Annotated in this window: 23 protein-coding genes; 7 read left to right on the top strand and 16 right to left on the bottom strand. The window is 70.4% G+C overall.

Annotated features, from left to right (window positions below):
* Window positions 1-17 precede the first annotated feature (17 nt).
* Complete coding sequence (locus EP26_RS11960; protein WP_043338799.1) at window positions 18-890, bottom strand: aldo/keto reductase family oxidoreductase; 873 nt, start codon at window positions 888-890, stop codon at window positions 18-20.
* 92 nt (window positions 891-982) lie between these two features.
* Here EP26_RS11960 and EP26_RS11965 point away from each other — a divergent pair, with 92 nt between their 5' ends.
* Complete coding sequence (locus EP26_RS11965) at window positions 983-1,909, top strand: LysR family transcriptional regulator (RefSeq protein ID WP_043338800.1); 927 nt, start codon at window positions 983-985, stop codon at window positions 1,907-1,909.
* Window positions 1,910-2,085: 176 nt separating this feature from the next.
* Here the strand turns inward: EP26_RS11965 and EP26_RS11970 are convergent, their stop codons facing one another.
* On the bottom strand, window positions 2,086-3,381 hold the full coding sequence (locus EP26_RS11970) for a VWA domain-containing protein (protein WP_052389089.1): 1,296 nt from the start codon (window positions 3,379-3,381) through the stop codon (window positions 2,086-2,088).
* The gene (locus EP26_RS11975) at window positions 3,381-4,337 is read right to left on the bottom strand and encodes an AAA family ATPase (protein WP_043338802.1); all 957 of its coding nucleotides are present in this window, start codon (window positions 4,335-4,337) and stop codon (window positions 3,381-3,383) included. Before EP26_RS11975 ends, EP26_RS11970 begins: the two co-directional genes overlap by 1 nt.
* 138 nt (window positions 4,338-4,475) lie before the next feature.
* Between EP26_RS11975 and EP26_RS11980 the strand changes: the two genes are divergently transcribed.
* The 3 genes from EP26_RS11980 to EP26_RS11990 are packed head-to-tail and all read left to right on the top strand — an operon-like array spanning window position 4,476 to window position 7,469.
* Window positions 4,476-4,940, top strand: a complete 465-nt coding sequence (locus EP26_RS11980) for a tripartite tricarboxylate transporter TctB family protein (RefSeq protein ID WP_043338803.1) — start codon at window positions 4,476-4,478, stop codon at window positions 4,938-4,940.
* A 7-nt stretch (window positions 4,941-4,947) separates the two neighbouring features.
* Window positions 4,948-6,444, top strand: a complete 1,497-nt coding sequence (locus EP26_RS11985) for a tripartite tricarboxylate transporter permease (protein ID WP_211259426.1) — start codon at window positions 4,948-4,950, stop codon at window positions 6,442-6,444.
* 47 nt (window positions 6,445-6,491) lie between these two features.
* The gene (locus EP26_RS11990; protein WP_043338804.1) at window positions 6,492-7,469 is read left to right on the top strand and encodes a tripartite tricarboxylate transporter substrate binding protein; all 978 of its coding nucleotides are present in this window, start codon (window positions 6,492-6,494) and stop codon (window positions 7,467-7,469) included.
* Between the two features lie 24 nt (window positions 7,470-7,493).
* Here the strand turns inward: EP26_RS11990 and EP26_RS11995 are convergent, their stop codons facing one another.
* Window positions 7,494-7,958, bottom strand: coding sequence for a DUF1003 domain-containing protein (locus tag EP26_RS11995; RefSeq protein ID WP_245624377.1), 465 nt, complete (start codon window positions 7,956-7,958; stop codon window positions 7,494-7,496).
* A gap of 168 nt (window positions 7,959-8,126) precedes the next feature.
* On the opposite strand from EP26_RS11995, the gene EP26_RS12000 reads away from it, so the two are divergent.
* Window positions 8,127-8,975 carry an AAA family ATPase gene (locus EP26_RS12000; protein ID WP_043338806.1) on the top strand — a complete coding sequence of 283 codons (849 nt, stop codon included), beginning with the start codon at window positions 8,127-8,129 and terminating at the stop codon, window positions 8,973-8,975.
* 6 nt (window positions 8,976-8,981) lie between these two features.
* Window positions 8,982-10,172: a vWA domain-containing protein gene (locus EP26_RS12005; protein WP_043338807.1), complete on the top strand. Its 1,191-nt coding sequence runs from the start codon at window positions 8,982-8,984 to the stop codon at window positions 10,170-10,172.
* Window positions 10,173-10,190: 18 nt separating this feature from the next.
* On the opposite strand, the gene EP26_RS37410 is transcribed toward EP26_RS12005, so the two are convergent.
* The 12 genes from EP26_RS37410 to EP26_RS12060 form a co-directional block, all read right to left on the bottom strand.
* A complete protein-coding gene (locus tag EP26_RS37410) occupies window positions 10,191-11,207 on the bottom strand; it encodes a c-type cytochrome (RefSeq protein ID WP_084112481.1) in 1,017 nt (338 codons plus the stop codon).
* 195 nt (window positions 11,208-11,402) lie between these two features.
* Window positions 11,403-12,479, bottom strand: coding sequence for a photosynthetic reaction center cytochrome PufC (gene pufC / locus EP26_RS12015; RefSeq protein WP_043338809.1), 1,077 nt, complete (start codon window positions 12,477-12,479; stop codon window positions 11,403-11,405).
* A complete protein-coding gene (gene pufM, locus EP26_RS12020) occupies window positions 12,479-13,447 on the bottom strand; it encodes a photosynthetic reaction center subunit M (RefSeq protein ID WP_043338810.1) in 969 nt (322 codons plus the stop codon). The genes pufC and pufM overlap by 1 nt, the downstream gene beginning before the upstream one ends.
* 28 nt (window positions 13,448-13,475) lie before the next feature.
* On the bottom strand, window positions 13,476-14,300 hold the full coding sequence (pufL, locus tag EP26_RS12025; RefSeq protein ID WP_043338811.1) for a photosynthetic reaction center subunit L: 825 nt from the start codon (window positions 14,298-14,300) through the stop codon (window positions 13,476-13,478).
* A gap of 102 nt (window positions 14,301-14,402) precedes the next feature.
* A complete protein-coding gene (gene pufA / locus EP26_RS33045; RefSeq protein ID WP_082012450.1) occupies window positions 14,403-14,579 on the bottom strand; it encodes a light-harvesting antenna LH1, alpha subunit in 177 nt (58 codons plus the stop codon).
* A gap of 16 nt (window positions 14,580-14,595) precedes the next feature.
* Window positions 14,596-14,817: a light-harvesting antenna LH1, beta subunit gene (gene pufB, locus EP26_RS12030; RefSeq protein WP_043338892.1), complete on the bottom strand. Its 222-nt coding sequence runs from the start codon at window positions 14,815-14,817 to the stop codon at window positions 14,596-14,598.
* 136 nt (window positions 14,818-14,953) lie between these two features.
* On the bottom strand, window positions 14,954-16,396 hold the full coding sequence (gene bchZ / locus EP26_RS12035; RefSeq protein WP_043338812.1) for a chlorophyllide a reductase subunit Z: 1,443 nt from the start codon (window positions 16,394-16,396) through the stop codon (window positions 14,954-14,956).
* Window positions 16,397-16,400: 4 nt separating this feature from the next.
* A complete protein-coding gene (bchY, locus tag EP26_RS12040) occupies window positions 16,401-17,882 on the bottom strand; it encodes a chlorophyllide a reductase subunit Y (protein ID WP_084112482.1) in 1,482 nt (493 codons plus the stop codon).
* Window positions 17,883-17,884: 2 nt separating this feature from the next.
* Entirely contained in the window at window positions 17,885-18,904 is a 1,020-nt protein-coding gene (locus EP26_RS12045) for a chlorophyllide a reductase iron protein subunit X (RefSeq protein WP_052389091.1), read from the bottom strand.
* Window positions 18,901-19,836 carry a chlorophyll synthesis pathway protein BchC gene (gene bchC, locus EP26_RS12050; protein ID WP_043338816.1) on the bottom strand — a complete coding sequence of 312 codons (936 nt, stop codon included), beginning with the start codon at window positions 19,834-19,836 and terminating at the stop codon, window positions 18,901-18,903. The genes EP26_RS12045 and bchC overlap by 4 nt, the downstream gene beginning before the upstream one ends.
* 53 nt (window positions 19,837-19,889) lie before the next feature.
* On the bottom strand, window positions 19,890-21,035 hold the full coding sequence (locus tag EP26_RS12055) for a methyltransferase (RefSeq protein ID WP_043338817.1): 1,146 nt from the start codon (window positions 21,033-21,035) through the stop codon (window positions 19,890-19,892).
* Window positions 21,036-21,040: 5 nt separating this feature from the next.
* Window positions 21,041-21,910 carry a polyprenyl synthetase family protein gene (locus EP26_RS12060; RefSeq protein ID WP_043338818.1) on the bottom strand — a complete coding sequence of 290 codons (870 nt, stop codon included), beginning with the start codon at window positions 21,908-21,910 and terminating at the stop codon, window positions 21,041-21,043.
* A gap of 65 nt (window positions 21,911-21,975) precedes the next feature.
* On the opposite strand from EP26_RS12060, the gene crtD reads away from it, so the two are divergent.
* Window positions 21,976-23,529, top strand: coding sequence for a 1-hydroxycarotenoid 3,4-desaturase CrtD (gene crtD / locus EP26_RS12065; protein ID WP_043338819.1), 1,554 nt, complete (start codon window positions 21,976-21,978; stop codon window positions 23,527-23,529).
* Window positions 23,530-23,553 lie beyond the last annotated feature (24 nt).

Below are 23,553 nucleotides of genomic sequence, written 5' to 3' on the forward strand. Positions count from 1 at the left end.
CGTCGCGGCGGTGCGCGTCAGGCGGCGGTGCCGATACCGTCCAGCGCGGCCATCGCATCGGCCGGCAGGACGAGGTCGGCGGCGGCGAGGTTCTCCCGCAGATGCGCGGCGGAGGAGGTGCCGGGGATCAGCAGGATGTTGGGCGAGCGGCGCAGCAGCCAAGCGAGCGCCACCTGCATCGGCGTGGCACCGAGCCGCTCCGCGACGCCGGAGAGGGTGGAGGATTGCAGCGGGCTGAAGCCGCCGAGCGGGAAGGAGGGCACGTAGGGGATGCCGTCGCCGGCGAGGGCGTCGATCAGGGCATCGTCGCCGCGATGGGCTAGGTTGTACTGGTTCTGCACGCAGGCGATGGCGCAGAGGCGGCGGCCTTCCGCCACCTGCGTCGGCGTGACGTTGCTGAGGCCGATGTGGCGGACGAGGCCGTGGCGTTGCAGCTCGGCGAGCGCGGTGAGCGGGGCTTCGATGGAGCCTTCGGCGGGGCCGTGGACGTCGAACATGATGCGGAGGTTGACGACCTCCAGCGCATCCAGGCCGAGGTTGCGGAGGTTGTCGTGGACGGCCTGGGTCAGCTCTGCAGCCGAGAAGGCGGGGAGCCAGGCGCCCTTGTCGTCGCGCCGGGCGCCGATCTTGGTGACGAGGGTGAGGTTGGCGGGATAGGGCGCCAGGGCCTCGCGGATGAGCTGGTTGGTGATGTGGGGGCCGTAGAAATCGCTGGTGTCGATATGGTCCACGCCGGCGGCGACGGCGGCGCGGAGCACGGCCAGCGCCGCGTCCCGGTCGCGCGGCGGGCCGAAGACGCCGGGGCCGGCGAGCTGCATGGCGCCGTAGCCGAGGCGCTTCACGGGGCGGCTGCCGAGCTGGAAGGTGCCGGCCTGGTCGATGCTGGTCATGGGGGTTCTCCTTGGCGCCCGGCAGAGTTAGGACCTGCCGGATTGCGCGAGAACCGGGAATGATCCGCACGACCTGTGCGGAATAACGGACAATGGCGGCCGATCTAGGTGAGTTGCAGGCCTTCCTGGCGGTAGCCCGGGCGGGGGGATTCCGTGAGGCAGGGCGGGCGGCGGGGGCCAGCGCCTCCGGCCTCAGCGAGGCGGTGCGGCGGCTGGAGACGCGGCTCGGCGTGCGGCTGCTGCACCGGACGACGCGGAGCGTGCGGCCGACCGAGGCGGGGGAGCGGCTGCTGGAGCGGCTGGGGCCGGCGCTCGGCGAGGTGGAGGCGGCGATGGATCTCGTCAACGGCTTCCGCGACCGGCCGGTGGGGACGCTGCGGCTCAACGTGCCGGTCAGCGCGGCGCGGCTGGTGCTGCCGGGGATCGTGCCGGGCTTCCTCGCGGCCTATCCCGACATCCGGCTGGAGGTCACGGCGGAGGATGGGTTCGTCGATGTGCTGGCGGCGGGCTGCGATGCAGGCATCCGCTACGACGAGCGGCTGGAGGCGGACATGATCGCGGTGCCGATCGGCCCGCGGGTGCAGCGCTTCGCCACGGCGGCGGCACCGGACTATCTCGACCGGCGTGGACGGCCGGAGCATCCGCGCGAGTTGCTGGGACATGCCTGCCTGCGGGGGCGCTTCCCGAGCGGGAACATGCCGGCCTGGGAATTCGAGCGGGAGGGCGAGACGGTGCGGGTCGATCCCACGGGGCCGCTGATCGTCAATATCGGCGGAGCGGTGGATCTGTCGGTGGAGGCGGCGGTCGGCGGCGCGGGGATCGTCGCGTTGTTCGAAGACTGGCTGCGGCCGTATCTCGACAGCGGGGCGCTAGAGGCGGTGCTGGAGCCGTGGTGGCCGTCCTTCTCGGGGCCCTTCCTGTACTATTCGGGGCGGCGGCTGGTGCCGGCGCCGCTCAGGGCCTTCATCGATTACATCAAGGCGGCTGCCCTTCGCACTGGCGCTCGTAACCCGCTCTGACCTGTTGCCTACTCGCGCGGAATACCCGATCCGGGTTTTGCCCAGGAACGCCTACCGGCACCGGCCCCTGCCCGGTGTCCTTCCGCGGCTTTGCCGTGGAAGGCTGTGCGAGACCTTGGGTCTTGAGCGACAATCCGGGGCCTCCGCAAAACTGCGCAGCGGTTTTGTGGGGAGTATCAAGCCCCGTCCCGCAGCAGGCCGGCGATGATGCGGTCGAGCGCGTCGAGCGTGTTGCAGACGGCGGCGACGCGGCAGTGCGGGGCGTAGCGGGGCATGTCGGAATCGCCGGTGCCCCAGAGCGGGCGGGGCTCCGGGTTCAGCCAGACGATCTGCTTGGCGCGGTTGGCCATGGCGGCGAGGAGGTCGGCGCGCGGGTCGGTGCGGTTGCCGCGGCCGTCGCCGAGGATGATGACCGTCGTGCGGCTGTCGAGGAGTTGCATCTGGCCTTCGGCGAAGTCGGCGAGGGCCTGGCCGTAATTCGATGAGCCGAAGCCGGCGCGGTCGAGCACGGCGGGAATGGCGCGCTCGATGGGTTGGCGCTCCAGCAGATCCGAGACGGGGACGAGCGTGCCGGAGAAGGCGAAGGCGTGCAGGCCGGAGAGGGCTTCGTTCAGCGAGTAGAGGAAGAGCAGCAGGAATTGCGCCATGGCGGCGACGGAGCCGCTGACATCGCAGAGGACGACGAGCTTCGGCTTGTCGATCACCTCCTGCTTCCAGACGGGGAGGAAGGGCAGGCCGTCCCAGCCCATGTTGCGGCGGATGGTGCGGCGGGCGTCGAGCAGGCCACGGCGCTGGCGCTTGCGGCGGCGGCCGTATTGCGCGGCGAGGCGGCGGGCCATGGCGCGGACGAGCTTGCGCATGCGGTCATGGTCGCGGCGGTCGATGGCGGCGAGGCGGGTGCGGGTGAGCGTGCGGTTGCGGTACTCCTCCGCCTGGCCGCGGGCGTAGAGGGCGAGGTTCTGCTGCACCAGCTCGCGGACCTGCTCGCGGAGGCGGTCGCGGCCCTCGCGGAGGCGGTCGGCCGTCGCGGGCGGGGCGGCGGCGATCTCGCGGTCGAGCGCGGCGAGGCCCATGCGCTCCAGGATGCGGCGGGTGTAGAGGTTCACCTGGGTGAAGATGGTGATGTTGGCGACCTCGATCTCCGAGGCCGCGCCCTCGGCGGCGGCGGCGAGGCCGGACTGGTCGCCGGCGAGGAGCATCCGCGCGAGCGGGCTGTCGGCCGAGGCGGGGGTGGCGTCCTCCGCCTGGTCGGGCGTGAAGGCCGGGCGGGAGAAGAAGAGGTCGAAGCATTCTGCGAAGAGGCGCTTCTCCTCCGCCGTCTTGGCGAGCACGAGGGAGAGCGTGTCGCGCAGCGTGGTGCGGTCGGTGAAACCCACCTGCTCGACGGCGCGGGCGGCGTCGATGCTCTCGGCCGGCGAGATGCGGAGGCCGGCGCTGCGGGCGGCGCGGAGGAAGTCGAGCAGCGGCTGCATCAGCGGATGGGGACGGACTCGCGCCGGCTGGCGGCCAGCAGATCTGCGAGGCGGGGCTCGGCGGTCTCGATATCGGCCTCGAATTTCAGCAGCACGTTGAGCGTGTCGCGGACCACGGCGGCGTCGAGCTCGCGGACATGCAGCAGGAGAAGCGTGCGCGCCCAGTCGATGGTCTCGCTGACCGAGGGGAGCTTGCGCAGGTCGAGCGTGCGGAGCTGCTGGACGAAGGCGACGAGCTGGCGGCGCAGCTCGTCCTCGATGCCGGGCAGGCGGGCGGCGAGGATGCGCGCCTCCAGCCTTGCATCAGGCAGGCCGATATGGAGGTGGAGGCAGCGGCGCTTCAGCGCGTCGCCGAGGTCGCGCTGGCTGTTGGAGGTGAGCAGCACCAGCGGCGGGACGTCGGCGCGGATGGTGCCGATTTCGGGGATGGAGACCTGGTAGTCGGAGAGAAGTTCGAGGAGGAAGGCCTCGAATTCCTGGTCGGCCTTGTCGACCTCGTCGATCAGCAAGACGGCGCCGCCGGGCTCGCGGAGGGCGCGCAGGAGCGGACGGGGCTCGAGGAATTGCTCGGAGAAGAAGAGGTCGCCGAAGCCGTGCAGGCGGGCGAGGGCGGCATCGAGGCCGGGCTCCTCACCGAGGGCGGCGCCGAGGCGGTCCTTCAGGATCTGGGTGTAGAGCAGCTGCTTGCCGTACTTCCACTCATAGAGGGCCTTCGATTCGTCGAGGCCCTCGTAGCACTGCATGCGGATCAGGCCGATGCCGAGCCAGCGCGACAGCGCCTTCGCCAGCTCGGTCTTGCCGACGCCGGCGGGGCCCTCGACGAGGATGGGCTTCTGCAGGTGGTGCGCCAGGTAGGCGGCGGTTGCGATGGGGCGGCTGGCGATGTAGCCGGCCGAGGCGAGGCCGGCCTCGGTTGCCTCGATGGAGTGGAGCCGGTCGTGCCAATCGGGTGTCATGGGGTGGGGCGTTTCTCCGTTCGGCTCGATGATGCCTTGCCGCGACGTGAGCGCCAAATCGGCCGGGGCAGTCTGGACCTCGGGGATGGGCCGGGTAGAGTGGTTGCGGAGTCTGAGCGTCCAAGGGGGAAAGAACCCGTGCAATTATCCGACCGGGTGACCGGGGGGGTCCTGGTGGTCCTCGGGGGCCTTGCGGCCTGGAGCGGCTCTCGCCTGCCGGCGGTGCCAGGGCAGGATGTCGGGCCGGCGGCCTTTCCGATGCTGATCGGCTCCGGCCTCGTGATCTGCGGGGCGCTGATCGCCCTTGGCATCGGCCGTAGCTTTGAGGTCCCGGAAGAGGATGTGCCGGCGACGGGCTCGCGCTTCGGCGGGCTGCGCGTGCTGATCCCCCCTGCCCTGCTGCTGTTCTACATGCTGGCCTCGGAGCCGCTGGGCTTCCTGCTGACGGCGGGCATCATGGTCTTCGTCGTGGCCTGGGCGCTCGGCGCGTCGATGCGGCTCGCCGTGCCGCTGGCGCTGGTGGCGCCGGTCCTCGTGCATCTCGCCTTCTACAAGCTGCTGCGGGTGCCGCTGCCCGATGGCGTGTTGCCGGCACCGTGGTAGGCGCATCATGAACGAACTCATGGAAGGCGTCCGCCTCGTCGCGGCGCCGGATGTCATCATCGCCATCGTCGCCTCGGCGATCTATGGGCTGGTGGTCGGGTCGCTGCCGGGGCTGTCCGCCACCATGGCGACGGCGCTGCTGGTGCCCGTCACCTTCTGGCTGAGCCCGATCGCGGCCATCGCCACCATCATCACCGCCTCTGCCATGGCGATCTTCTCGGGCGACATTCCGGGCTGCCTGCTGCGCATCCCGGGGACGCCGGCCTCGGCTGCCTATACGGACGAGGCCTATGCGATGACGCGCAAGGGCCAGCCGGAGGTGGCGCTCGGCGCCGGGCTCTGGTTCTCGGCCATCGGCGGCATCGTGGGGACGCTATCGCTGGTGTTGATGGCGCCGCTGCTGGCCGAGATGGCGCTGTCCTTCTCGACCTTCGAGTATTTCTGGCTCGCCTTCCTCGGGCTGATGTGCGCGACGCTGGTGGCGCGCTCCTCGCCGATCAAGGCGATCGCCTCCATGCTGCTCGGGCTGCTGATCGCCTGCATCGGGATGGAGAATCCGGCCGGCACGCCGCGCTTCACCTTCGGGCTGACGGATCTGCTGGGGGGGATCGAGCCGATCCCGGCGCTGGTGGGCGTCTTCGCCGTCAGCGAGGTGATGCGGGCAATGGCGACGCCTGAGCCGCCGAAGATGCCGCACCGGAAATTCGGCTCCATCCTCGCCGGGCAGTGGAAGCTGACCAAGAAGTACCAGTGGCCGATGTGGCGGGGGAACATCATCGGCGTCATCATCGGCGTGCTGCCGGGTGCCGGGGCCGACATGGCGGCCTGGGTTTCTTACGCGATGTCGAAGAAATTCTCGAAGGAGCCGGAGAAGTTCGGGACGGGGCATCCGGAGGGGCTGGTCGAGGCGGGGGCGTCGAACAACGCCTCGCTCGCCTCGGGCTGGGTGCCGTCGCTGCTCTTCGGCATCCCGGGCGACACGATCACGGCGATCGCCATCGGCGTGCTCTACATGAAGGGGCTGAACCCGGGGCCGACGCTCTTCACCGAGAATGCGCGCAGCATGTATGCGCTCTATCTCATCTTCATCATCGCCAACATCATCATGATCCCCTTGGGCATCGTCATGATCCGCATCGCGTCCAAGGTGCTGCGGGCGCCGCGGGCCTCGATCATGCCGGTGATCCTGCTGCTCTGCGCCGTCGGCGCCTTTGCGACGGGGAACAACCTGTTCTCGGTGCTGCTGGTTGGCGTCTTCGGCATCCTCGGCTTCGTCATGGAGCGGAACGGCTATCCGGTGGCGGCGCTGGTGCTCGGCATCGTCATGGGGACGATGGTGGAGCAGAATTTCATCACCTCGCTCATCAAGTCGGATGGCGACGTGATGCCCTTCTTCGAGCGGCCGGTCTCCGCCGTGCTGGCGGCGATGACCATCGGGGCGCTGCTCTGGCCGCTCGGGGTGTGGATTTGGAACCGCACGGGCGGGCGGCGCTTGCCGGCATAGGGTGCGGTAGAGTAACGATAATCACAATATCAGCCGGAGGACATGTCATGGTTTCGATCGATCGCCGTGGGTTGCTGGGGGCGGGCGCTGCCCTCCTCGCCTCCCCTGCCCTCGCCCAGCCGCGCTGGCCGGCGCGGCCGGTGCAGATGCTCTGCCCCTGGGCCGCGGGCGGCGGGACGGACGCGGTGCTGCGCATCGCGGCCACGCTGCTGGAGCGGGAGCTGGGCCAGCCCTTCAACGTGGTGAACCGCACCGGCGGCTCCGGCGTGGTGGGCCACACCGCCATCGCCCAGGCCTCGCCGGACGGCTACACGCTCGGCATCATCACCTCCGAGATTTGCATGCTGCACTGGCAGGGGCTGACGGAGGTCACCTACAAGAACTTCACCCCGCTCGGGCAGCTGAACAACGACCCGCCGGGCATCCAGGTGAATGCCAGCTCGGCCTATCAGAACGTCCAGCAGCTGGCGGATGCGATCAAGGCGAGCCCGGCGGGCAAGTTCAAGGCGAGCGGCACGGGCCAGGGCGGCATCTGGCACCTGGCGCTGGCGAGCTGGCTGGGCGCGATGGGGCTGAAGGCGGACCATGTGCGCTGGGTGCCCTCCAACGGCGCGGCGCCGGCGATGCAGGACCTGGCGGCGGGCGGGCTCGACTTCACCACCTGCTCCGTCCCCGAGGCGCGGGCGATGCTGGATGCCGGGCGGGCGCGGAGCCTCGCGGTGATGGCGCCGGCGCGGCTTTCGGCCTTCGCCAATATCCCGACGCTGAAGGAGACGATGAACATCGACATCACCGCCGGCGCGATGCGCATCATCGCCGGGCCGGCGAACCTGCCCGCCGAGGTGAAGGCGGCGATCGAGCCGGCGCTGAAGAAGGTGTTCGACAGCAAGGAATACCAGGAATTCATGAACGCGCGCGGCTTCGGCCTGGTCTATGCCGATGGCGCGGGGGCGGGGCAGGCGCTTGCCGCGGCGGACAAGGCGCTCGGCGATGCGATGAAGGCGGCGGGGCTGGCGAAGGCCTGAGCCCTTCCCGGGCGGGAGCGGGGCTCAGCCCCGCTTCTGCAACAGCCGGGTCAGCAAGTCGATCTGTTCCTGCTGGCGGGCGAGCAGCACCTCGATCTCGCGGGTGCGGAGCTGGTCCAGCTTCTCGTGGAGGGCCATGATCTCGATCTCGGCCTTGAGGTTCACCTCGTAGTCGTGGGCGGCATCGAGCCGGTCGCGGGCGGCCTGGCGGTTCTGGCTCATCATGATGATGGGTGCCTGGAGGGCGGCGATCATCGAGAGCAGCAGGTTGAGGAAGATATAGGGATAGGCGTCGAAGGGCCGTGGCAGGGCGGCATTCAGCAGCGTCCAGGCCAGCAGGAACAGGCCGAAGCTGAGGATGAAGGCCCAGGAGCCGCCGAATTCGGCGACCTTGTCGGCCAGGCGCTGGCCGAAGGTCAGATCGCCGTCGAAATCGCGCTCGATGTCGCGGCTGATGACCCGGTGCGCCGATGTCGAGGCGAGGACCAAGCGCTCAGCGGGCGAGAGGTCGTGGGGGCTTGCGGCCGAACCAGCGATGCGCGGCGGTGCCGGTGGGTTCGGTCATGCTGGGACTCCGGTGGGCAGGCCGAAGACAGCTTGCCCGATGCCGGGGGAGAGGCCACCTTTCCCCGAAAGGGCGACAGCGAGGGGGCAGGCGTGGCCGGGTTCAGGAGCACCGAGAATTACATCGCCTCGCGCGACCTTGAGGTCGCGGTCAACGCCGCCGTCACGCTGCAGCGGCCGCTGCTGGTGAAGGGCGAGCCCGGCACCGGTAAGACGGTGCTGGCGCATGAGGTGGCGAAGGCGCTCGGCCTGCCGCTGATCGAGTGGCACATCAAGTCCACCACCAAGGCGCAGCAGGGGCTTTACGAATACGACGCCGTCTCCCGGCTGCGGGACGGGCAGTTGGGCGACGAGCGGGTGCACGACATCTCGAACTACATCGTACGCGGCAAGCTGTGGGAGGCCTTCGCGGCCGAGCGGCAGCATGTCCTGCTGATCGACGAGATCGACAAGGCCGACATCGAATTCCCGAACGACCTGCTGCTCGAGCTCGATCGGATGCAGTTCTTCGTCTACGAGACGAAGGAGACGGTGGTGGCACGTCACCGGCCGGTGGTCATCATCACCTCGAACAACGAGAAGGAGCTGCCGGATGCCTTCCTGCGGCGCTGCTTCTTCCACTACATCCGCTTCCCGGACCGGGAGACGATGGAGCAGATCGTCCAGGCGCATTTCCCTGACATCAAGCAGGAGCTGGCGCGGGAGGCGCTGAACGTCTTCTTCCAGATCCGCGGCGTTGGCGAGCTGAAGAAGAAGCCGGCGACCTCCGAGCTGCTGGACTGGCTGAAGCTGCTGATGATCGAGGATCTGCCGCCGGAGGTGCTGCGCTCTTCCGACCCGAAGGTGGCCATTCCGCCGCTGCACGGGGCGCTGCTGAAGAACGAGCAGGACGTGCATCTGTTCGAGCGGCTGGCCTTCCTCTCGCGGCAGCGGCAGCGGTAGGCGGCCGTGCTGGCGCATTTCATCCTCGCGCTGCGCAATGCCGGCATTCCGGCGAGCATCACCGAGTATCTCGCCCTGCTGCGCGGGATGAAGGAGGGGGTCGCCGACTACAATGTCGACGACTTCTACCACCTCAGCCGGGCGGCGCTGGTGAAGGACGAGCGGCACCTGGACCGCTTCGACCGGGTCTTCGGCGAGGTGTTCAAGGGGCTGGAGGCGCCAGAGGGCGAGGGGTTCGAGACGCTGGTACGGCAGCTGCCGGAGGAATGGCTCCGCAAGATGGCGGAGAAGCTGCTGACCGAGGAGGAGAAGGCGGCGATCCAGGCCGCGGGCGGCTTCGACAAGCTGATGGAGATGCTGAAGCAGCGTCTGGCCGAGCAGAAAGGGCGGCACCAGGGCGGCAGCAAGTGGATCGGCACGGGCGGGACCTCGCCTTTCGGCGCGCATGGGTACAACCCGGAGGGCGTGCGCATCGGGCAGGAGGAGAGCCGGCACCGGCGGGCGGTGAAGGTGTGGGACAAGCGCGAGTTCCGCGACCTCGACGACTCGGTGGAGATCGGGACGCGGAACATCAAGCTGGCGCTCCGGCGGCTGCGGCGCTTCGCCCGGCAGGGGGCGGCGACGGAGCTCGACCTGCCGGACACCATCCGTTCGACAGCGAACAATGCCGGGTCACTCGACCTGAAGATGGTGCCCGAGCGGCACAATACGGTGAAGGTGCTGCTCTTCCTCGATATCGGCGGGTCGATGGACGATTGGGTGAAGCTGTCGGAGGAGTTGTTCTCGGCCGCGCGGGCGGAGTTCAAGCACCTCGAGCATTTCTACTTCCATAACTGCCCTTATGAGCGGCTATGGACCAACAACCGGCGGCGGCGGGAGAGCGAGGTCTCGACCCTCGAGGTGCTGCGGAAATATGGGCCGGACTACAAGGCCGTCTTCGTCGGGGATGCGAGCATGAGCCCCTACGAGATCGTCCAGCCCGGGGGCAGCGTTGAGCACTGGAACGAGGAGCCGGGAAGCGCTTGGATGGCGCGGCTGACCGGGCATTTCCGGCGGAGTGCTTGGCTGAACCCGATGCCGCAGGCGGGCTGGGGGCGCACGCATTCCATCGGGCTGGTGCGGCAGCTGATGGAGGACCGGATGTTCCCGCTAACCCTCGGCGGGATCGAGGCAATGACGCGGGAGCTCAGCCGCTAGGCTGAGCCCCCGGCCCAATTACGGCAGCGGCTGCGGGTTGGCCGACAGGCTGCGCAGATAGGCGATGATGTCCGCGCGGTCTTCCGGCTTCGAGACGCCGGCGAAGGCCATGCGGGTGCCGGGGGCATAGGTCATCGGCTTGAAGAGCCAGCGGTTCAGCTCCTCGTAGTTCCACGGGCCCTGATGGCCCTTCAGCGCAGCCGAGTAGTTGAAGCTCGCGACATGGCCGTGCGGCTTGCCGACCACGTCATAGAGATTGGGGCCGACGCCGTTGCGGCCACCCTCGTTGAAGGTGTGGCAGACGGCGCAGAGACGGCGGCTGATGGCCGCGCCGTTGTCCGCATTGGCATTGGCCAGCAGCGGGGCGATCGGCGGCAGCTCGGCTGAGGCGGCCGCCGGGGCTGCGGCGGGGGCACCGCCCGGAGCCGGGGCCGCGGCGGGCGGCGCAGCAGCCGCAGCGGCGGGTGCTGCTGCCGGGGCCGCAGCCTCGCCGGCGGGCGGCAGCGGCTTCGGGCTAGGCGAGAGGCTGCGCAGATAGGCAACCACATTGGCGCGCTGCTGGGTGTTGCTCAGGCCGGCGAAGGCCATGCGGGTGCCCGGCGCATAGGAGGCGGGCTTGTAGAGCCAGTGGTTCAGCTCCTCATAGTCCCAGGGCCCCTGCTTGCCCTTGAGCGCCGCCGAGTAGTTGAAGCCTTCGACATGCCCATGCGGCGCGCCGACGATGTTGTAGAGGTTCGGGCCGATGCCGCTGCGGCCGCCCTGGTCGAAGCTATGGCAGGCGCCGCAATTGCGCTGGGCGATCTGCTGGCCGGCGGCGACGTCGGCGCTGGCGAGGAGGCCGGAGATCGGCTCGGCCTGCGGGGCGGCGGCCGGGGCTGCGCTCGGGGCTCCGCCGGTCGGATCGCCGATGCGGATGGCGCTTTCATGCGGCTTCTCGCCATGCACCAGCAGCTTGCCCACCTGGCCGGCCACCATGAAGGTGATCCCGGCCGTCAGCACGGCGGCAAAGGCCTTGTTCAGCTCGAGCGAATTCATAGGCGGTGACGTCCTCGGAGCGGCGGCGGCCAGTGGGCCGCGCGAAACAGGCGCGGGGCGCAAGGGCCAGGATGCATATAGCCGAAGCGGCGAGACCCGCAACCCGTCCCGGCCGCCAAACATGGGCGCCAGACATGCCGAGGGCCGGCCCTCCCCCCTTGCGAGGGGAAGGCCGGCCCAGGGCTGGCGGGCGCGCTACTGCCGGATGGGCGGGGGTGCGTCGATATTGGTGATGCGGCCCAGCTCCGGGTAGTCCCGCAGCATCGAGACGCCGTTCAGGGGCTTGTTCACGCCCTGGTGGCAGGTGGTGCAGTTGACCTTCAGCGGATCCTCATGCGGGCCGAGGCGGGCGCGCTGCGGACCGCCCGGCGGGCCGTTGGGGTTGGCCGCCCAGAGGGGCTGCAAGGGATCGATGAAGTTGTGGTTGATGTCCCGCACCATGCGGATGCCGTGCCAGGCATTGGTCCGCTGGGGGGCGCTCTGGTCCCAGGCGGAGAAGGCGCGGCTGTTGTGGCAGGTGGTGCAGTTCACCCCGAGGGCCTGGGAGAAGTGCATCATCAGCCCGTAGGTGAACTCGGCATCCTTGATGCCCTGGCTGTTGCCGGCGGGCAGCGGGTCCGGCGTCTGGACGCGGATGTTGACCGCCTGGTCCAGGTAGCGGCTGAAGGGGTCGTAGGGGAGCGAGCTGTCGCCCACCACCGGCGAGGCCAGGTTCTGGCCGTTGGAGGAGGCGGAGAAGCCCTCGCCGCGCATCGGGCCGGTATTCTCGGACCAGACGTTCAGCGGGACCGGGTTGCCGCGGTGGCAGGTGTAGCAGGTGACGCCGGTTTCCAGCACATGCGGCTTCCACTCCGCGTTGATGCGGGCGACCATCTGCAACATGCGGCGGGCGACGACCTTGGTGTAGATCTCGTCGGAGGCCATGTTCGCCGGGTTGTGGCAGTAGTTGCAGCCCTGTTCCGGAGAGACCCAGGCCGTCATCGCCGCCATGGTGCGGGCGAATTCGGCGACACCCAGCTCGCCCAGCACCTGCACGTTCCGATAGGCCTGGCCGGCGCGCGGGCCGACCGAAGGCACGCGCGGGATCATCGGCGGGAGCTGGTTGGCCGCGGCCAGCGCCGGTTGCAGGCGGGGATTGGCGATGTTGCCGAGGGCGACGCCGCGGAAGCCGGTCTGCACCGTCTCCACCGGCGGGCGCTCGAAGGTGAAGAGGATGACCGCGAGGCCGAGCAGCCCGGCCAGCACCGCGCCGAGTTTGAGGGAGAAGCTCATCACCGTGCTCCCAGCAGGGGGTCGGGCATGGCGCGGAACACCTCCGGATAAGCGGGGGCGATGCCGTGCTTGACGCCCCAGAGGTACCAGTTGTCGACCACCGTGCCGGTCAGCAGGATGCCGATGCCGCCCGTCAGCGGGCAGAGCACGGCGAACCACCAGGCCCAGCGGTGGACGCTCTCGAAGGTAGCGTTGAAGCCCATGGTCCAGCGCCAGAAGATGGCGCAGCGCTCATGCGCCGTGCCGCGGTCGATCACCTGTTCCACCTCGCGCTCCGCGCCGAAGCGGCCGGCGGCGAGGATGGTCGCGCCGTGCATGGCGAAGAGCAGCGTCGACCCGTAGAGGAAGACGATCGAGAGCATGTGGAAGGGGTTGTAGAAGAGGTTGCCGTAGCGGAGCGAGAAGGCCGCCGTCCAATCGAGATGCGGGAAGATGCCGAAGGGAACCGCCTCGGACCAGGAGCCCATCAGCAGCGGACGGATGAAGCCGAGCACCAGGTAGAGCCAGATGGCGGCGGCGAAGGCCCAGGGCACGTGGCTGCCGAGGCCGAGCTGGCGGGCGCGGCGATAGGTGCGGGCCCACCAGAGCAGGATGGAGACGGTGAGGAACAGGCCGGCGAGCAGCCACCAGCCGCCTTCCGCCAGCGGCGGGATCTGTAATCCATAGGCCGGCGAGGGCGGCTCCAGCGCCAGCCAGGGCAGCTGGCGGATGAACTGCACCGGGTCCCAGTTCACCGAGGCCAGCATGTTGAGGCCGATGATCTCGAAGGCGGCGAAGCCGAAGATGAGCGAGATGATGCCAAGCCAGCCGAGATAGATCGGCCCGACCTGCGCGTCGCCGAGCCAGCCGAGGATGTAGGCGAAATTCGGCTTGCCGTCGCGCGGGCTGCTGCCGCGGGCGAGGGGGACGCCGGCATAGGCCGGGCCTCGCACCTGCACGCGGGTGAAGATGTTCTGGTATTCGGCCATGGGGATCTTCCTCCTCCTTGCTTCGGGCTCAGCTCCAGATCGGCAGGTTGAGCCACCAGCTCCACCACTGCGGCCAGCCATGGGTCCAGAAGGGCCCGGAGATGACGATGCAGACGGCGCTCCAAAACCCGGCGGAAAGCGCCAGGAAGAGGCCGAGGCGATGAATCCCGAGCGTGCCGATGGAATAGCCGATGGTGTCGCGGAAGAAGGTGTTCTCGTGCTCGGCGGTCTTCACATCCGTTCCCGGGGCGGGGTTGATGGCCGAGAGCACCAGCGCGCCGTGCAGCGACAGGGCGAGCGTCGTGGTGAAGAAGAAGGTCACCGCGAGCATGTGCGCCGGGTTGTAGTGGAAGTGCAGGTACTGGTAGCCGGTGTTCGACACCCAATCGAGGTGGCTGAGGATGCCGTAGGGGAAGCCGTGGCCCCAGGCGCCCATCAGCACCGGGCGGATCACCACCAGGGTGAAGTAGGCGAAGATCGCCATGCTGTAGGCGACGGGGATGTGGTAGCCCATGCCGAGCTTGCGTGCGATCTCCGCCTGGCGCAGCGCCCAGGAGACGAAGGCGCCGAGGGCGCAGACGGTGACGATCTGCCAGATCCCGCCATCCTTCAGCGGCGCGAGGCCGAGGCCGTATTTCAGGTCGGGCGGGGCGATGTTGATCGTCCACGGGTTCCAGGTGCCGCCGATGGCGGCGCCGTAGAAGATCATCAGCGTGCCGACGAGGGTGCAGAAGATCGTCGTGACGCCGAAGAAGCCGACATAGAAGGGCCCGACCCAGAAGTCGAACAGGTCGCCCCCGATCAGGGTGCCTCCGCGGACGCGGTACTTCCTCTCGAAGCTGAGCATCGCCATGATGGTTACCCCGTACGGGGAGGCGCTCTGTGCGGGCGGCCTCGTTGCGGCAAGGTCGGCGGCGGGCGAGGGCTGGCCTCGTCCGTCGCCGGGGCGGTCGCGCTAGACGACCGAACTGATGGTGTCGGTGATCATCGCCTGCGGGCGGGGACCCTCGATCCAGTTGAAGCGGTTCGTGCTGAGCAGGATGAAGTGGATCACCAGCGCGAGCACGAGGAGGAAGGTGAAAAGTCCGACCAGCGCGCGACGCGGATCGAACAGCAGCCAGATGCGCCACATGTGTTCTGCCCTCCCCTCAGGTTAGATAGGTTGCGAGCGAGGTCGCGCCGTCGATCATCGACTGCGTGTATCCGCGCGGCCCGGGGAGCCACGGGCGCCATTGCCAGACCAGGAAATGGGCGACGATGGCGATGACTGTGAAGATGATGAAGGACGTGACGAAGATTCCGTGGAATTCCTTCGCCTCGCTCTCCGTCAGCCCCGTCAGCGAGCCATCTCGCATGTCGGTACCGGCCATCTCGATTGCCTCCGTGATGGCGGCCTTGCGGCCGTTACCGCGCAACTCCCGCGCGGCTGGGATCGACGCGGCCGGTTGAGCCACGCACGACTGGAGGCCGCGCAGCCTCGGCGCGCGGCGGTGGGGCGGGGGCCGGTCATGCGACGCGGCCCTCGGCAAGGTCGCGCAGCAGCGCGGCGATGCGGGATGCGGTGACGGTGGGCTCGGCGGCCTCGCGGGCGTCGCGCTCGGCGCGGTCGCGCAGGCGCTTGGCCGCCGAGATGCGGAGCAGGAAGGGCTCGGTCTCGAGATGCGCCTCGAGGAGCGACTGCGCCTCGGGCTCCCAGCGCTCGGCGGGGCGGGCGGGCGTCGGCGCGACGCGGTCGAGGTCGGTGCCGAGGGGAAGGATGTGGAAGAGCGCGTCGAACAGCGCGTTGCAGTATTCCTGGACGAGGTAGGTCGCGCCGGCATAGCCCATGAAGGGCGTGCCGGTGGCGCGGCGGATGATGGCGCCGGGGAAGCTCGCCGGGATGTAGGTGCTGCGGGCCTTGGCCTCGGCGGCGTACATGCGCTCGTTGTAGGAGCCGAAGAGGACGAGGTGCGGCGTCTTGTGGACCGCCGCGCGGACGGCGGCGTTGTCGGTCTTCAGCCCCGGCTGGCGGGCGAAGGAGAAGGCGCAGGGGATGCCCAGCTCCTCCTCGAAGAGGCGGCGGAGGCCGCGGACATAGGTCTCGGTGGCGACGACGGCGACGCTGGCCGTCGCGAAGAAGTCCTGGGTGACGCTGCGCCAGAGGTCCCAGATCGGCTTGATCGTGGTGTGCTTCTCGCGCTCGATGAAGGGCTCCGGGTCGAGGCCGGTCAGCTCGCCGAGCTTGCGCAGGAAGTTCGTCGTGGCGAAGAGGCCGATGGGGGCCATCAGGTAGGGCCGCTCCAGCGTCTCGCAGAGCTTGCGGCCGAATTCGCGGTAGAGGCAGATGTTGACGTCCGCATCGGGCAGGCGGGCGATGTCGTCGACATGGCTGCCCAGCGGGAAGGTGAGGTTGATCTCGCAGCCGATGCCTTCGACCAGGCGCCGGATCTCGGCCAGGTCGGAGGGCATGTTGAAGGTGCCGTAGATCGGGCCGATGAGGTTGACGCGGGGCGGGCTGCCCTCGGCGCGCTTGCGCGGGCGGACCTTTTTGGCGCCGAACTCCGTCCAGAGCCAGTTGATGGCGCGGTCGGCGGCCTGCCACTGGTCCTCGTCGATGGTGCGCGGAATGAAGCGGCGGAGGTTGCTGCCCTCGGGCGTCACGCCGCCACCAATCATCTCGGCGATGCTGCCGGTGACGACGACGGCGGGAAGCTCGACATCGCCCACCTCGGCGGCGCGCTTCATCGGGCCTTCGGTGCCGGTCTGCGAGAGGGCTTCCTCGTCGAGGCCGGTGACGACCACGGGGAGTTCGTGGGGCGGCAGGGCGTCGGTGTAGTGGAGGACGGCGGTGACGGGCAGGTTCTCGCAGCCGACCGGGCCGTCGATCACGGTGCGCAGGCCGCGCACGGCGCTGAAGGCGTAGACGGCGCCCCAGTAGCCGCCGGCGCGGTCGTGGTCGAGGACGAGCATCGCGCTAGCTCCCCACCGCATCGTCGGACTTGAGCTTGGCGGCGCGCAGCTTGCGCTGGCGGTCGCGGAAGCCAGCGGGCTCCTCCGGCTTGCCGCGGAAGCCGTAGCCGGCGCGGTCGGGCGTGCCGACGCCCTCGAAGAAGGAGACCATGCGGGAGAAGCGCTCGCGGCCCCGCGTCTGCGCGGCGACGATCGCGGCCATGGAGGCGGCGCCGGCGGGGCCGAACAAGGGCCGGGCGGAGACCATGTTGGTGAAGTAGAGGGCGGGGATGGCCATCTCCTTCGCCTTCTGCACGAGCGGCGTGGTGCCGAGGGCGAGGTCGGGCCTCACCTCCGTCATCGCGGCCATGTCCTGCTCGAGGCTGGCGCGGTACTGGACATGGGTGCCGCGGGTGGCGAGCCAGGCGCGGTCGGCCTCGGACCATTCGGTGCGGGGGCAGGCGGTGCCGACATAGGGCACCTCGGCGCCGGCTTCGATCAGCAGGCGTGCCACGAGGAGTTCGGAGCCTTCGTAGCCGGAGACGGTGATGCGGGCGCGGATCGGTGCGGCGGCGAGGGCGGCCTGCATTGCCGGAAGAGCACGGGACTTCGCCAGGTCGATGCGGGATTGCGGCAGGCCGGCGGCGCGGCCGATGCCCTGCAACCAGGCTTCGGTGCCGTCGAGGCCGACGGGGCCGGAACCGACCACGGGGCGGCCGGCGGCGGCGAATTCGCGGATGCTCGCGGTGTAGAAGGGGTGGGTGGCGGCGGCGACTTCGCAGTCCAGGGCCGCGTAGAGATCGCGCCATTCGCGGGCGGGCGTCTGCGGCGCGACGGCGAGGCCCATCGGCGCGAGCAGCGCGGCGATGCCCATGGGGTCGGCGGGGAAGAGCTCGCCGATCAGGGCGACGGTCGGCTCGCCCTCGACCAGGGAGGCGGGGCGGGCGACGGGGCCGGCCTCCGCCTCGTGGCGGGCGTAGCGGAGCATGGCACCGGCGAGGACGTCCTTCGCCTCGGCATGGGTCGGGACGCCGAAGCCGGGCACGTCGATGCCGATGACGCGGACGCCGTCGATCTGCTTCGGCAGCAGGTCCAATGGCACGCCGGAGGCGGTGGGGACGCAGAGATTGATGACGATGATGGCATCCAGCTCGTCGGGCTTCGCCGAGGCGTGGACGGCCTCGCGGATGTCCTCGAAGAGCTTGCCGGTGACCAGCGTCTCGGAGTTGAAGGGCACGTAGCCGACGCTGCGGCGGGCGCCGTAGAAATGGCTGGTGAAGGTGAGGCCGTAGACGCAGCAGGCGCTGCCCGAGAGGATGGTCGCCACGCGGCGCATGCGGAGCCCGACGCGGAGAGAGCCGAAGGCGGGGCACATGCTCTGCGGCTGGTCATGCGGGCCGCGGGGATAGTCGGCCATCAGGCGGTCGAGCGCATCCGACTTGCCGGCGGCGCGGGCGGCGGCCTGCATCGTCTCGCGGCCGCCATGGCAGGATGCGCCCTCGGCCATGCTCAGCTGCCCTCGTAGACGACTTCGAGGGAGGGCTTCTCGACCAGAGCCGAGCCGCACATGTCCTCCATCGTCGCTGGGTTCAGCACCACGCCGCGGCCGACCGCATCGCCCTTGAAGAGGCCGAGCAGGGTCTCGTGCGTGAGCGGGTTCGGGCGCACGGGCGGGGCCGTCGCCACCTGCTCGGCGAGGGTCTCGAAGACGGAGGCCCAGGGGCTGCCGGGCATGCCGACGATCTCGTAATTCGCCGATTTGCGGCGGATGTCGTCATCGGCGGGGATGGCCGAGAGGACGGGAATACCGACGGCCTCGGCGAAGGCCTGGGCCTCGCCGGTGCCGTCATCCTTGTTGATGACCAGGCCTGCGACGCCGACATTGCCGCCGAGGCGGCGGAAGTAGTCCACCGCCGAGCAGACATTGTTGGCGACGTAGAGGCTCTGCAGGTCGTTGGAGCCGACGACGATCACCTTCTGGCACATGTCACGTGCGATCGGCAGGCCGAAGCCGCCGCAGACCACGTCGCCGAGGAAGTCGAGCAGGACGTAGTCGAAATTCCACTGGTGGAAGCCGAGCTTCTCCAAAAGCTCGAAGCCATGGATGATGCCGCGCCCGCCGCAGCCGCGGCCGACCTCGGGGCCGCCGAGCTCCATGGCGTAGACGCCGTCGCGCTTGAAGCAAACATCGCCGATGGCGACGGCCTCGCCGGCGAGCTTCTTCTTCGACGAGGTCTCGATGATGGTGGGGCAGGCGCGGCCGCCGAAGAGCAGGCTCGTCGTGTCGGATTTGGGATCGCAGCCGATGAGCAGGACGCGCTTGCCTTGCTGCGCCATCATGTAGGAGAGGTTCGCCAGGGTGAAGGACTTGCCGATGCCGCCCTTGCCGTAGATGGCGATGATCTGCGTCTCGCGCTTCACCGGGCCCGTGTGCGGGGCGTCAGGCTCCTGCGCGGCCTCGGCACGGAGCGCATCCTGCATACTTGCCTGCGGTTGGGCCGAGTTGGGCTTGCCGACGGATGCGTTCATGAACACTCGCTCCAATCCAGGACCATCTTGAGGCAGGACGCATCGGTGAAGGCGGTGCGGTAGGCGGAGGCGGCCTGCGGCGCGGCCTCCCGGTGGGTGATGAGGCCGTCGAGGGAGAGGCGGCCCTCGGCGATTAGCGCGGTGACGGCGGCGAGGTCGGGGGCGCGCCATTCGGCGGCGATGCGGAGGCGGGCCTCGCGCATGAAGGCGGGCGGGAAGGCGAAGGAGAGCGGGGCGGCGTAGAAGCCGGCCAGGACGATCTCGCCGCCCGGGGCGAGGCGGGCGATCAACGTGTCGAGCAGGGCGCTGTCGCCGCTGACATCGACGATGCTGCGGTAGTCGCGGCGAGGGTCCTCGGCGGGGTTGAGGACAGGGTAGCCCTCGGCGCCGGCGTGGCGGGCGGGGTTGCTCTCCCAGACGATGGGCGGGGGCGCGCCGGCGGCGAGGCAGAGGCGGGCCAGGAGGCGGCCGAGGACGCCGTGGCCGATGATCAGCTCGGGCTGCGTGCCGCCCGCCGTCGCGTGATGGGCGGTGGCGGCGAGGGCCAGCAGGACAGCGTTCTCGCGCAGGGAGCAGGCGACGGGAACGGTCTTCTCGCCGGCGACGACGAGGCGGCGGGCGGCGCCGCCGAACAGGCCGCGCACCGGGCCGAAGCAGCGGGCGCCGGGGACGAAGACGCGTTGGCCGGGGATGCGGCCCGACAAGGGACCGGCCTGGGCGATGCGGCCGACCGACTCATAGCCGGGGACCAGCGGGTAGCCCATGCCGGGGAAGCTTGGCATCCGGCCGCTCCAGAGCAGGCGCTCCGTGCCGGTGCTGATGCCGCTCCATTCGATGTCGACGACGACATCCTCCGCGCCGGGCGGGGTGAGGTCGAGGCGGCGGAGCATCAGCTGCTCCGGCTCCTGCAGCAGGACTGCCATGGTGTCCATCGTCAGCCCTCCCTCTTCTGATTGGTGTCAGCTTAGACTGACACTACTTGCTGTCAAGGATTAACGACAGCTTCGGCCGTCATCACCCGGACGAGCAGCGGCGTGCGGGTCGGGCGCAGGCGGGGCGCGGTGAAGCCGGCCTGGCGGAGCAGAGCGGACAGCTCGGCGGGCGTGCGGGCGCGGCCGGTGCCCATGGCGAGGAGGTAGAAGCCGAAATAGGCCTCGCCGATCGGCTCGGCGCCGGGGGTCGCGGCCATCGGCTCGGCGAGCAGCAGCGTGCCGCCGGGCGGCAGCGCGGCGCGGGCGGCGCGGAGGATGGCGAGGGCGCGGTCGTCGTTATGGTCGTGGATGACGCGGACGAGGCTGAGGATGTCGGCGCCCCCGGGCAGCGGGTCGGTGGTGATATCGCCGCCGTGCAGCGCGGTGCGGCCGGTCATGCCGGCGGCGGCGAAGCGGGGGCGGGCGCGCTCGGCGACGGCGGGGAGGTCGAAGAGCATCAGGCGGAGATGCGGGTGGCGCGTGCCGGCGGCGCGGAGGAAGGAGCCGTCGCCTCCCCCCACATCGAGCAGGCAGCGGTGGCGGCGGAGCGGAACGGCGGCCAGGACCTCCTCCGCGATGATGGGCTGAGAGGCGGCCATCAGGTCGGTATAGGCGGCGACCTGGTCGGGGCGGAGGGCGGCGGGCGTCGCCGCCTCGGCATAGGGCCAGTAGCCGGAGAGGTGGTTGCCGCCGCGCGGGCGGCGCAGCAGGGCGACTGGATCGGCGAGGTCGCCGTAGACGAGGGCGTGGTGCTCAACCATCGCGGTGACGCCGGGATTGTCCACCATGGCGGCGCCGAGCGGGCCGAGGCCCCATCGCCCGCCGCTGCGCCGCGCCAGCAGGCCGAGCGAGGCGGCGGCGGCGAAGAGCCGGGCGGCGGATTCGGGCGGGAGGGCCAGGCGGGCGGCGAGGCGGGACTCGTCCTCCGGCCCGTTGCGTAGAATCTCGAACAGGCGGAGGCGGACGCAGGCGAGCAGCACTTGTGAATAGACGAAGCCGGCGCAGAGGTCGAAGAGCGCGCGGACGCGGCGGCGGGCGACGGGGCGCGTCAGCGGGAAGCGCGTCGCCAGGCTGCGGAAGCGGGGGCTGGCGAGGATGCGGTCATAGGTGTCGCGCGCGCGGTCCAGCAGGCCGGCGGGGCGGGCCATGGCGCCGGACATGCGGGCTATGCGGCCCGCACCGCGAGGCTGCGCGGCAGCAGGCGCTGCGTCTCCAGAAGGATGACGGCGCGGAGGCCCTCGGCGCCCGGGCAGGGCGGAATGGCGGCGGCAGCATCGGCGGCGAGGGATTCGAGGCGGGCGATGGCGCCGGGGAGGCCCAGTTGGAGGACGGCGCTCGGGCGGTGGTGGGCGGCGTCCTGGCCGGTGGGCTTGCCGAGCTCCTCCTCGTCGGAGACGGCGTCGCGGATGTCGTCGGCGACCTGGTAGGCCTCGCCGAGACGGTCGCCGAGAAGGCGCCATGCGTCCGGGTCGGCGCCCGCGGCGGCGGCGCCGGCGGCGGTGGCGGCGGCGAAGAGGGAGCCGGTCTTCTGCCGCTGGTATTCGGTGAGGTCGCAGCGGGGCTCGCTTTCCCAGCCCTGGCCGGCGACGATGCCCGTCGGCATGCCGACGGAATCGCCGATGGTCAGCATCAGCGGGCCGAGGCGCTGCGGCGCGGCGGCGGCGGCGCGGGCCATCATCTGGAAGGCGAGGACGATGAGGGCGTCGCCGGCGAGCACGGCCAGAGGTTCGTCGAAGGCGCGGTGCAGACTTGGCTTGCCGCGGCGGGTGGCGGCGTCGTCGAAGCAGGGCAGGTCGTCATGCACGAGGGAGGCGCAGTGCAGGAGTTCGATGGCGGCGCCGGCGGACTCCGCGAGGCCGGGCTGGTCGTCGCCGACCGCGCCGGCGACGGCAAGGACGAGGCGCGGGCGGAGGCGGGCGCCGCGGGGGAAGACGGCGTAGCGCATGGCCTCGGCGAGGCGGGGCGGGCTGCCGGGGCCTTCGGCGAGGGCGATGGCGGCGTTGAGGGCTCGTTCGATCCGCGTCACGGCGTCCATGGCGACCTCCCCTGCCTTGATTGTAAGGCTTGATTGTCAGTCAAAAGTGTCATCTTTAATGGACAATGGCGTCAACGACTAATCCTGCCGATGCGCGAGTGGTGGTGATCGGGGCCGGGATCGCCGGGCTGGCGGCGGCCGTGCTGCTGGCGGCGCGGGGGCTCGACGTGACGGTGCTCGAGCGTGCGCCGGCGCCGGGCGGGAAGATGCGGGAGGTCCCTGTGGGCGATGCGCGCATCGATGGCGGGCCGACGGTCTTCACCATGCGCTGGGTCTTCGAGGAGCTCTTCGCCGAGGCGGGGGCCTCGCTCGATGAGCATGTCGGGCTGCGCCCGGTCTCGGTGCTGGCGCGGCATGCCTGGGGCGAGCGGGAAAGGCTCGACCTGTTCGCCGATATCGGGGCATCGGCCGATGCGATTGGGCGGTTCGCGGGGGCGGCGGAGGCGCGCGGGTATCGCGAGTTCTGCGAGCGGGCGCGGAAGATCTACCGGACGCTGGAGGAGCCGTTCATCCGCGCGGCGCGGCCGACGCCCCTGTCGCTGGCGGCGGGGGCAGGGCTGCGCGGGCTCTCCGACATGTGGGGCGTCTCGCCCTTCGCCACGCTCTGGAAGGAGCTGGGGAAGCATTTCCGCGATGCGCGGCTGCGCCAGCTCTTCGGGCGCTATGCGACCTATTGCGGATCCTCGCCCTTCCAGGCGCCGGCCACCCTGATGCTCGTCGCGCATGTGGAGCAGGCGGGGGTGTGGCTGGTCGATGGCGGGATGCATCGGCTGGCGCTGGCGCTCGCGGGGCTGGCGGAGGCCAAGGGGGCGCGGTTCCGCTACGGCGCCGGGGTGCGGGAGATCGAGGCGCAGGACGGGCGGGTATCGGGCGTCGTGCTGCGGAGCGGCGAGCGGATCGGGGCGGAGGCGGTCATCGCCAATGCCGATCTGGAGGCGCTGGCGGGCGGGTTGCTCGGGGCGGCGGCGCAGGGCGCGGTCGAGAGGCCGGCGGCGGAGCGGAGCCTGTCGGCGATGACCTGGTGCCTGGAGGCCAGGGCTTCGGGCTTTCCGCTGGCGCGGCATACGGTGTTCTTCTCGCGCGACTACGAGGCGGAGTTCCGCGACATCTTCGGGCGCGGGCGGCTGCCCTCGGCGCCCACCGTCTATGTCTGCGCGCAGGACCGCAACGATGCGGGGGCCGGGCCCGATGGGCCGGAGCGGCTGCTCGTGCTGACCAATGCGCCGGCGCTCGGCGACCGGCGCGCCTTCACCGCCGAGGAGACCGCATCATGCGAGAGGAACAGCTTCGACCTGCTGCGGCGCTGCGGGTTGCAGGTGGAACGGCGGCCGGAGGCGACGGTGCTGACCACGCCGCTGGGCTTCGAGCGGCTCTTCCCGGCGACGGGCGGGGCGCTCTACGGCCGGGCACTGCATGGCTGGGCGAGCAGCTTCGGCCGGCCGGGGGCGGCGACGCGGCTGCCGGGGCTCTACCTGGCGGGGGGGAGCGTGCATCCGGGGCCGGGCGTGCCGATGGCGGCGATGTCGGGGCGGCTGGCGGCGGCGCAGCTGCTTGGGCACCTGGATTCGACCGCGCGGTCGCGCCGGACGGCTATGCCTGGTGGTATGTCGACGCGCTGAGCGACGATGGCCGGCACGGGCTGA

It is taken from the genome of Belnapia moabensis DSM 16746 (assembly GCF_000745835.1).
Classification (GTDB): domain Bacteria; phylum Pseudomonadota; class Alphaproteobacteria; order Acetobacterales; family Acetobacteraceae; genus Belnapia; species Belnapia moabensis.

Excerpts from the sequence above, each read along its gene's own strand:
- EP26_RS11960 (WP_043338799.1), bottom strand. The coding sequence starts at position 890 with ATGACCAGCATCGACCAGGCCGGCACCTTCCAGCTCGGCAGCCGCCCC.
- EP26_RS11965 (WP_043338800.1), top strand. The coding sequence starts at position 983 with ATGGCGGCCGATCTAGGTGAGTTGCAGGCCTTCCTGGCGGTAGCCCGG.
- EP26_RS11970 (WP_052389089.1), bottom strand. The coding sequence starts at position 3,381 with ATGCAGCCGCTGCTCGACTTCCTCCGCGCCGCCCGCAGCGCCGGCCTC.
- EP26_RS11975 (WP_043338802.1), bottom strand. The coding sequence starts at position 4,337 with ATGACACCCGATTGGCACGACCGGCTCCACTCCATCGAGGCAACCGAG.
- EP26_RS11985 (WP_211259426.1), top strand. The coding sequence starts at position 4,948 with ATGAACGAACTCATGGAAGGCGTCCGCCTCGTCGCGGCGCCGGATGTC.
- EP26_RS11990 (WP_043338804.1), top strand. The coding sequence starts at position 6,492 with ATGGTTTCGATCGATCGCCGTGGGTTGCTGGGGGCGGGCGCTGCCCTC.
- EP26_RS37410 (WP_084112481.1), bottom strand. The coding sequence starts at position 11,207 with ATGAATTCGCTCGAGCTGAACAAGGCCTTTGCCGCCGTGCTGACGGCC.
- pufC (WP_043338809.1), bottom strand. The coding sequence starts at position 12,479 with ATGAGCTTCTCCCTCAAACTCGGCGCGGTGCTGGCCGGGCTGCTCGGC.
- pufM (WP_043338810.1), bottom strand. The coding sequence starts at position 13,447 with ATGGCCGAATACCAGAACATCTTCACCCGCGTGCAGGTGCGAGGCCCG.
- pufL (WP_043338811.1), bottom strand. The coding sequence starts at position 14,300 with ATGGCGATGCTCAGCTTCGAGAGGAAGTACCGCGTCCGCGGAGGCACC.
- pufA (WP_082012450.1), bottom strand. The coding sequence starts at position 14,579 with ATGTGGCGCATCTGGCTGCTGTTCGATCCGCGTCGCGCGCTGGTCGGA.
- pufB (WP_043338892.1), bottom strand. The coding sequence starts at position 14,817 with ATGGCCGGTACCGACATGCGAGATGGCTCGCTGACGGGGCTGACGGAG.
- bchZ (WP_043338812.1), bottom strand. The coding sequence starts at position 16,396 with ATGCTCGTCCTCGACCACGACCGCGCCGGCGGCTACTGGGGCGCCGTC.
- bchY (WP_084112482.1), bottom strand. The coding sequence starts at position 17,882 with ATGGCCGAGGGCGCATCCTGCCATGGCGGCCGCGAGACGATGCAGGCC.
- EP26_RS12045 (WP_052389091.1), bottom strand. The coding sequence starts at position 18,904 with ATGAACGCATCCGTCGGCAAGCCCAACTCGGCCCAACCGCAGGCAAGT.
- bchC (WP_043338816.1), bottom strand. The coding sequence starts at position 19,836 with ATGGACACCATGGCAGTCCTGCTGCAGGAGCCGGAGCAGCTGATGCTC.
- EP26_RS12055 (WP_043338817.1), bottom strand. The coding sequence starts at position 21,035 with ATGTCCGGCGCCATGGCCCGCCCCGCCGGCCTGCTGGACCGCGCGCGC.
- EP26_RS12060 (WP_043338818.1), bottom strand. The coding sequence starts at position 21,910 with ATGGACGCCGTGACGCGGATCGAACGAGCCCTCAACGCCGCCATCGCC.
- crtD (WP_043338819.1), top strand. The coding sequence starts at position 21,976 with ATGGCGTCAACGACTAATCCTGCCGATGCGCGAGTGGTGGTGATCGGG.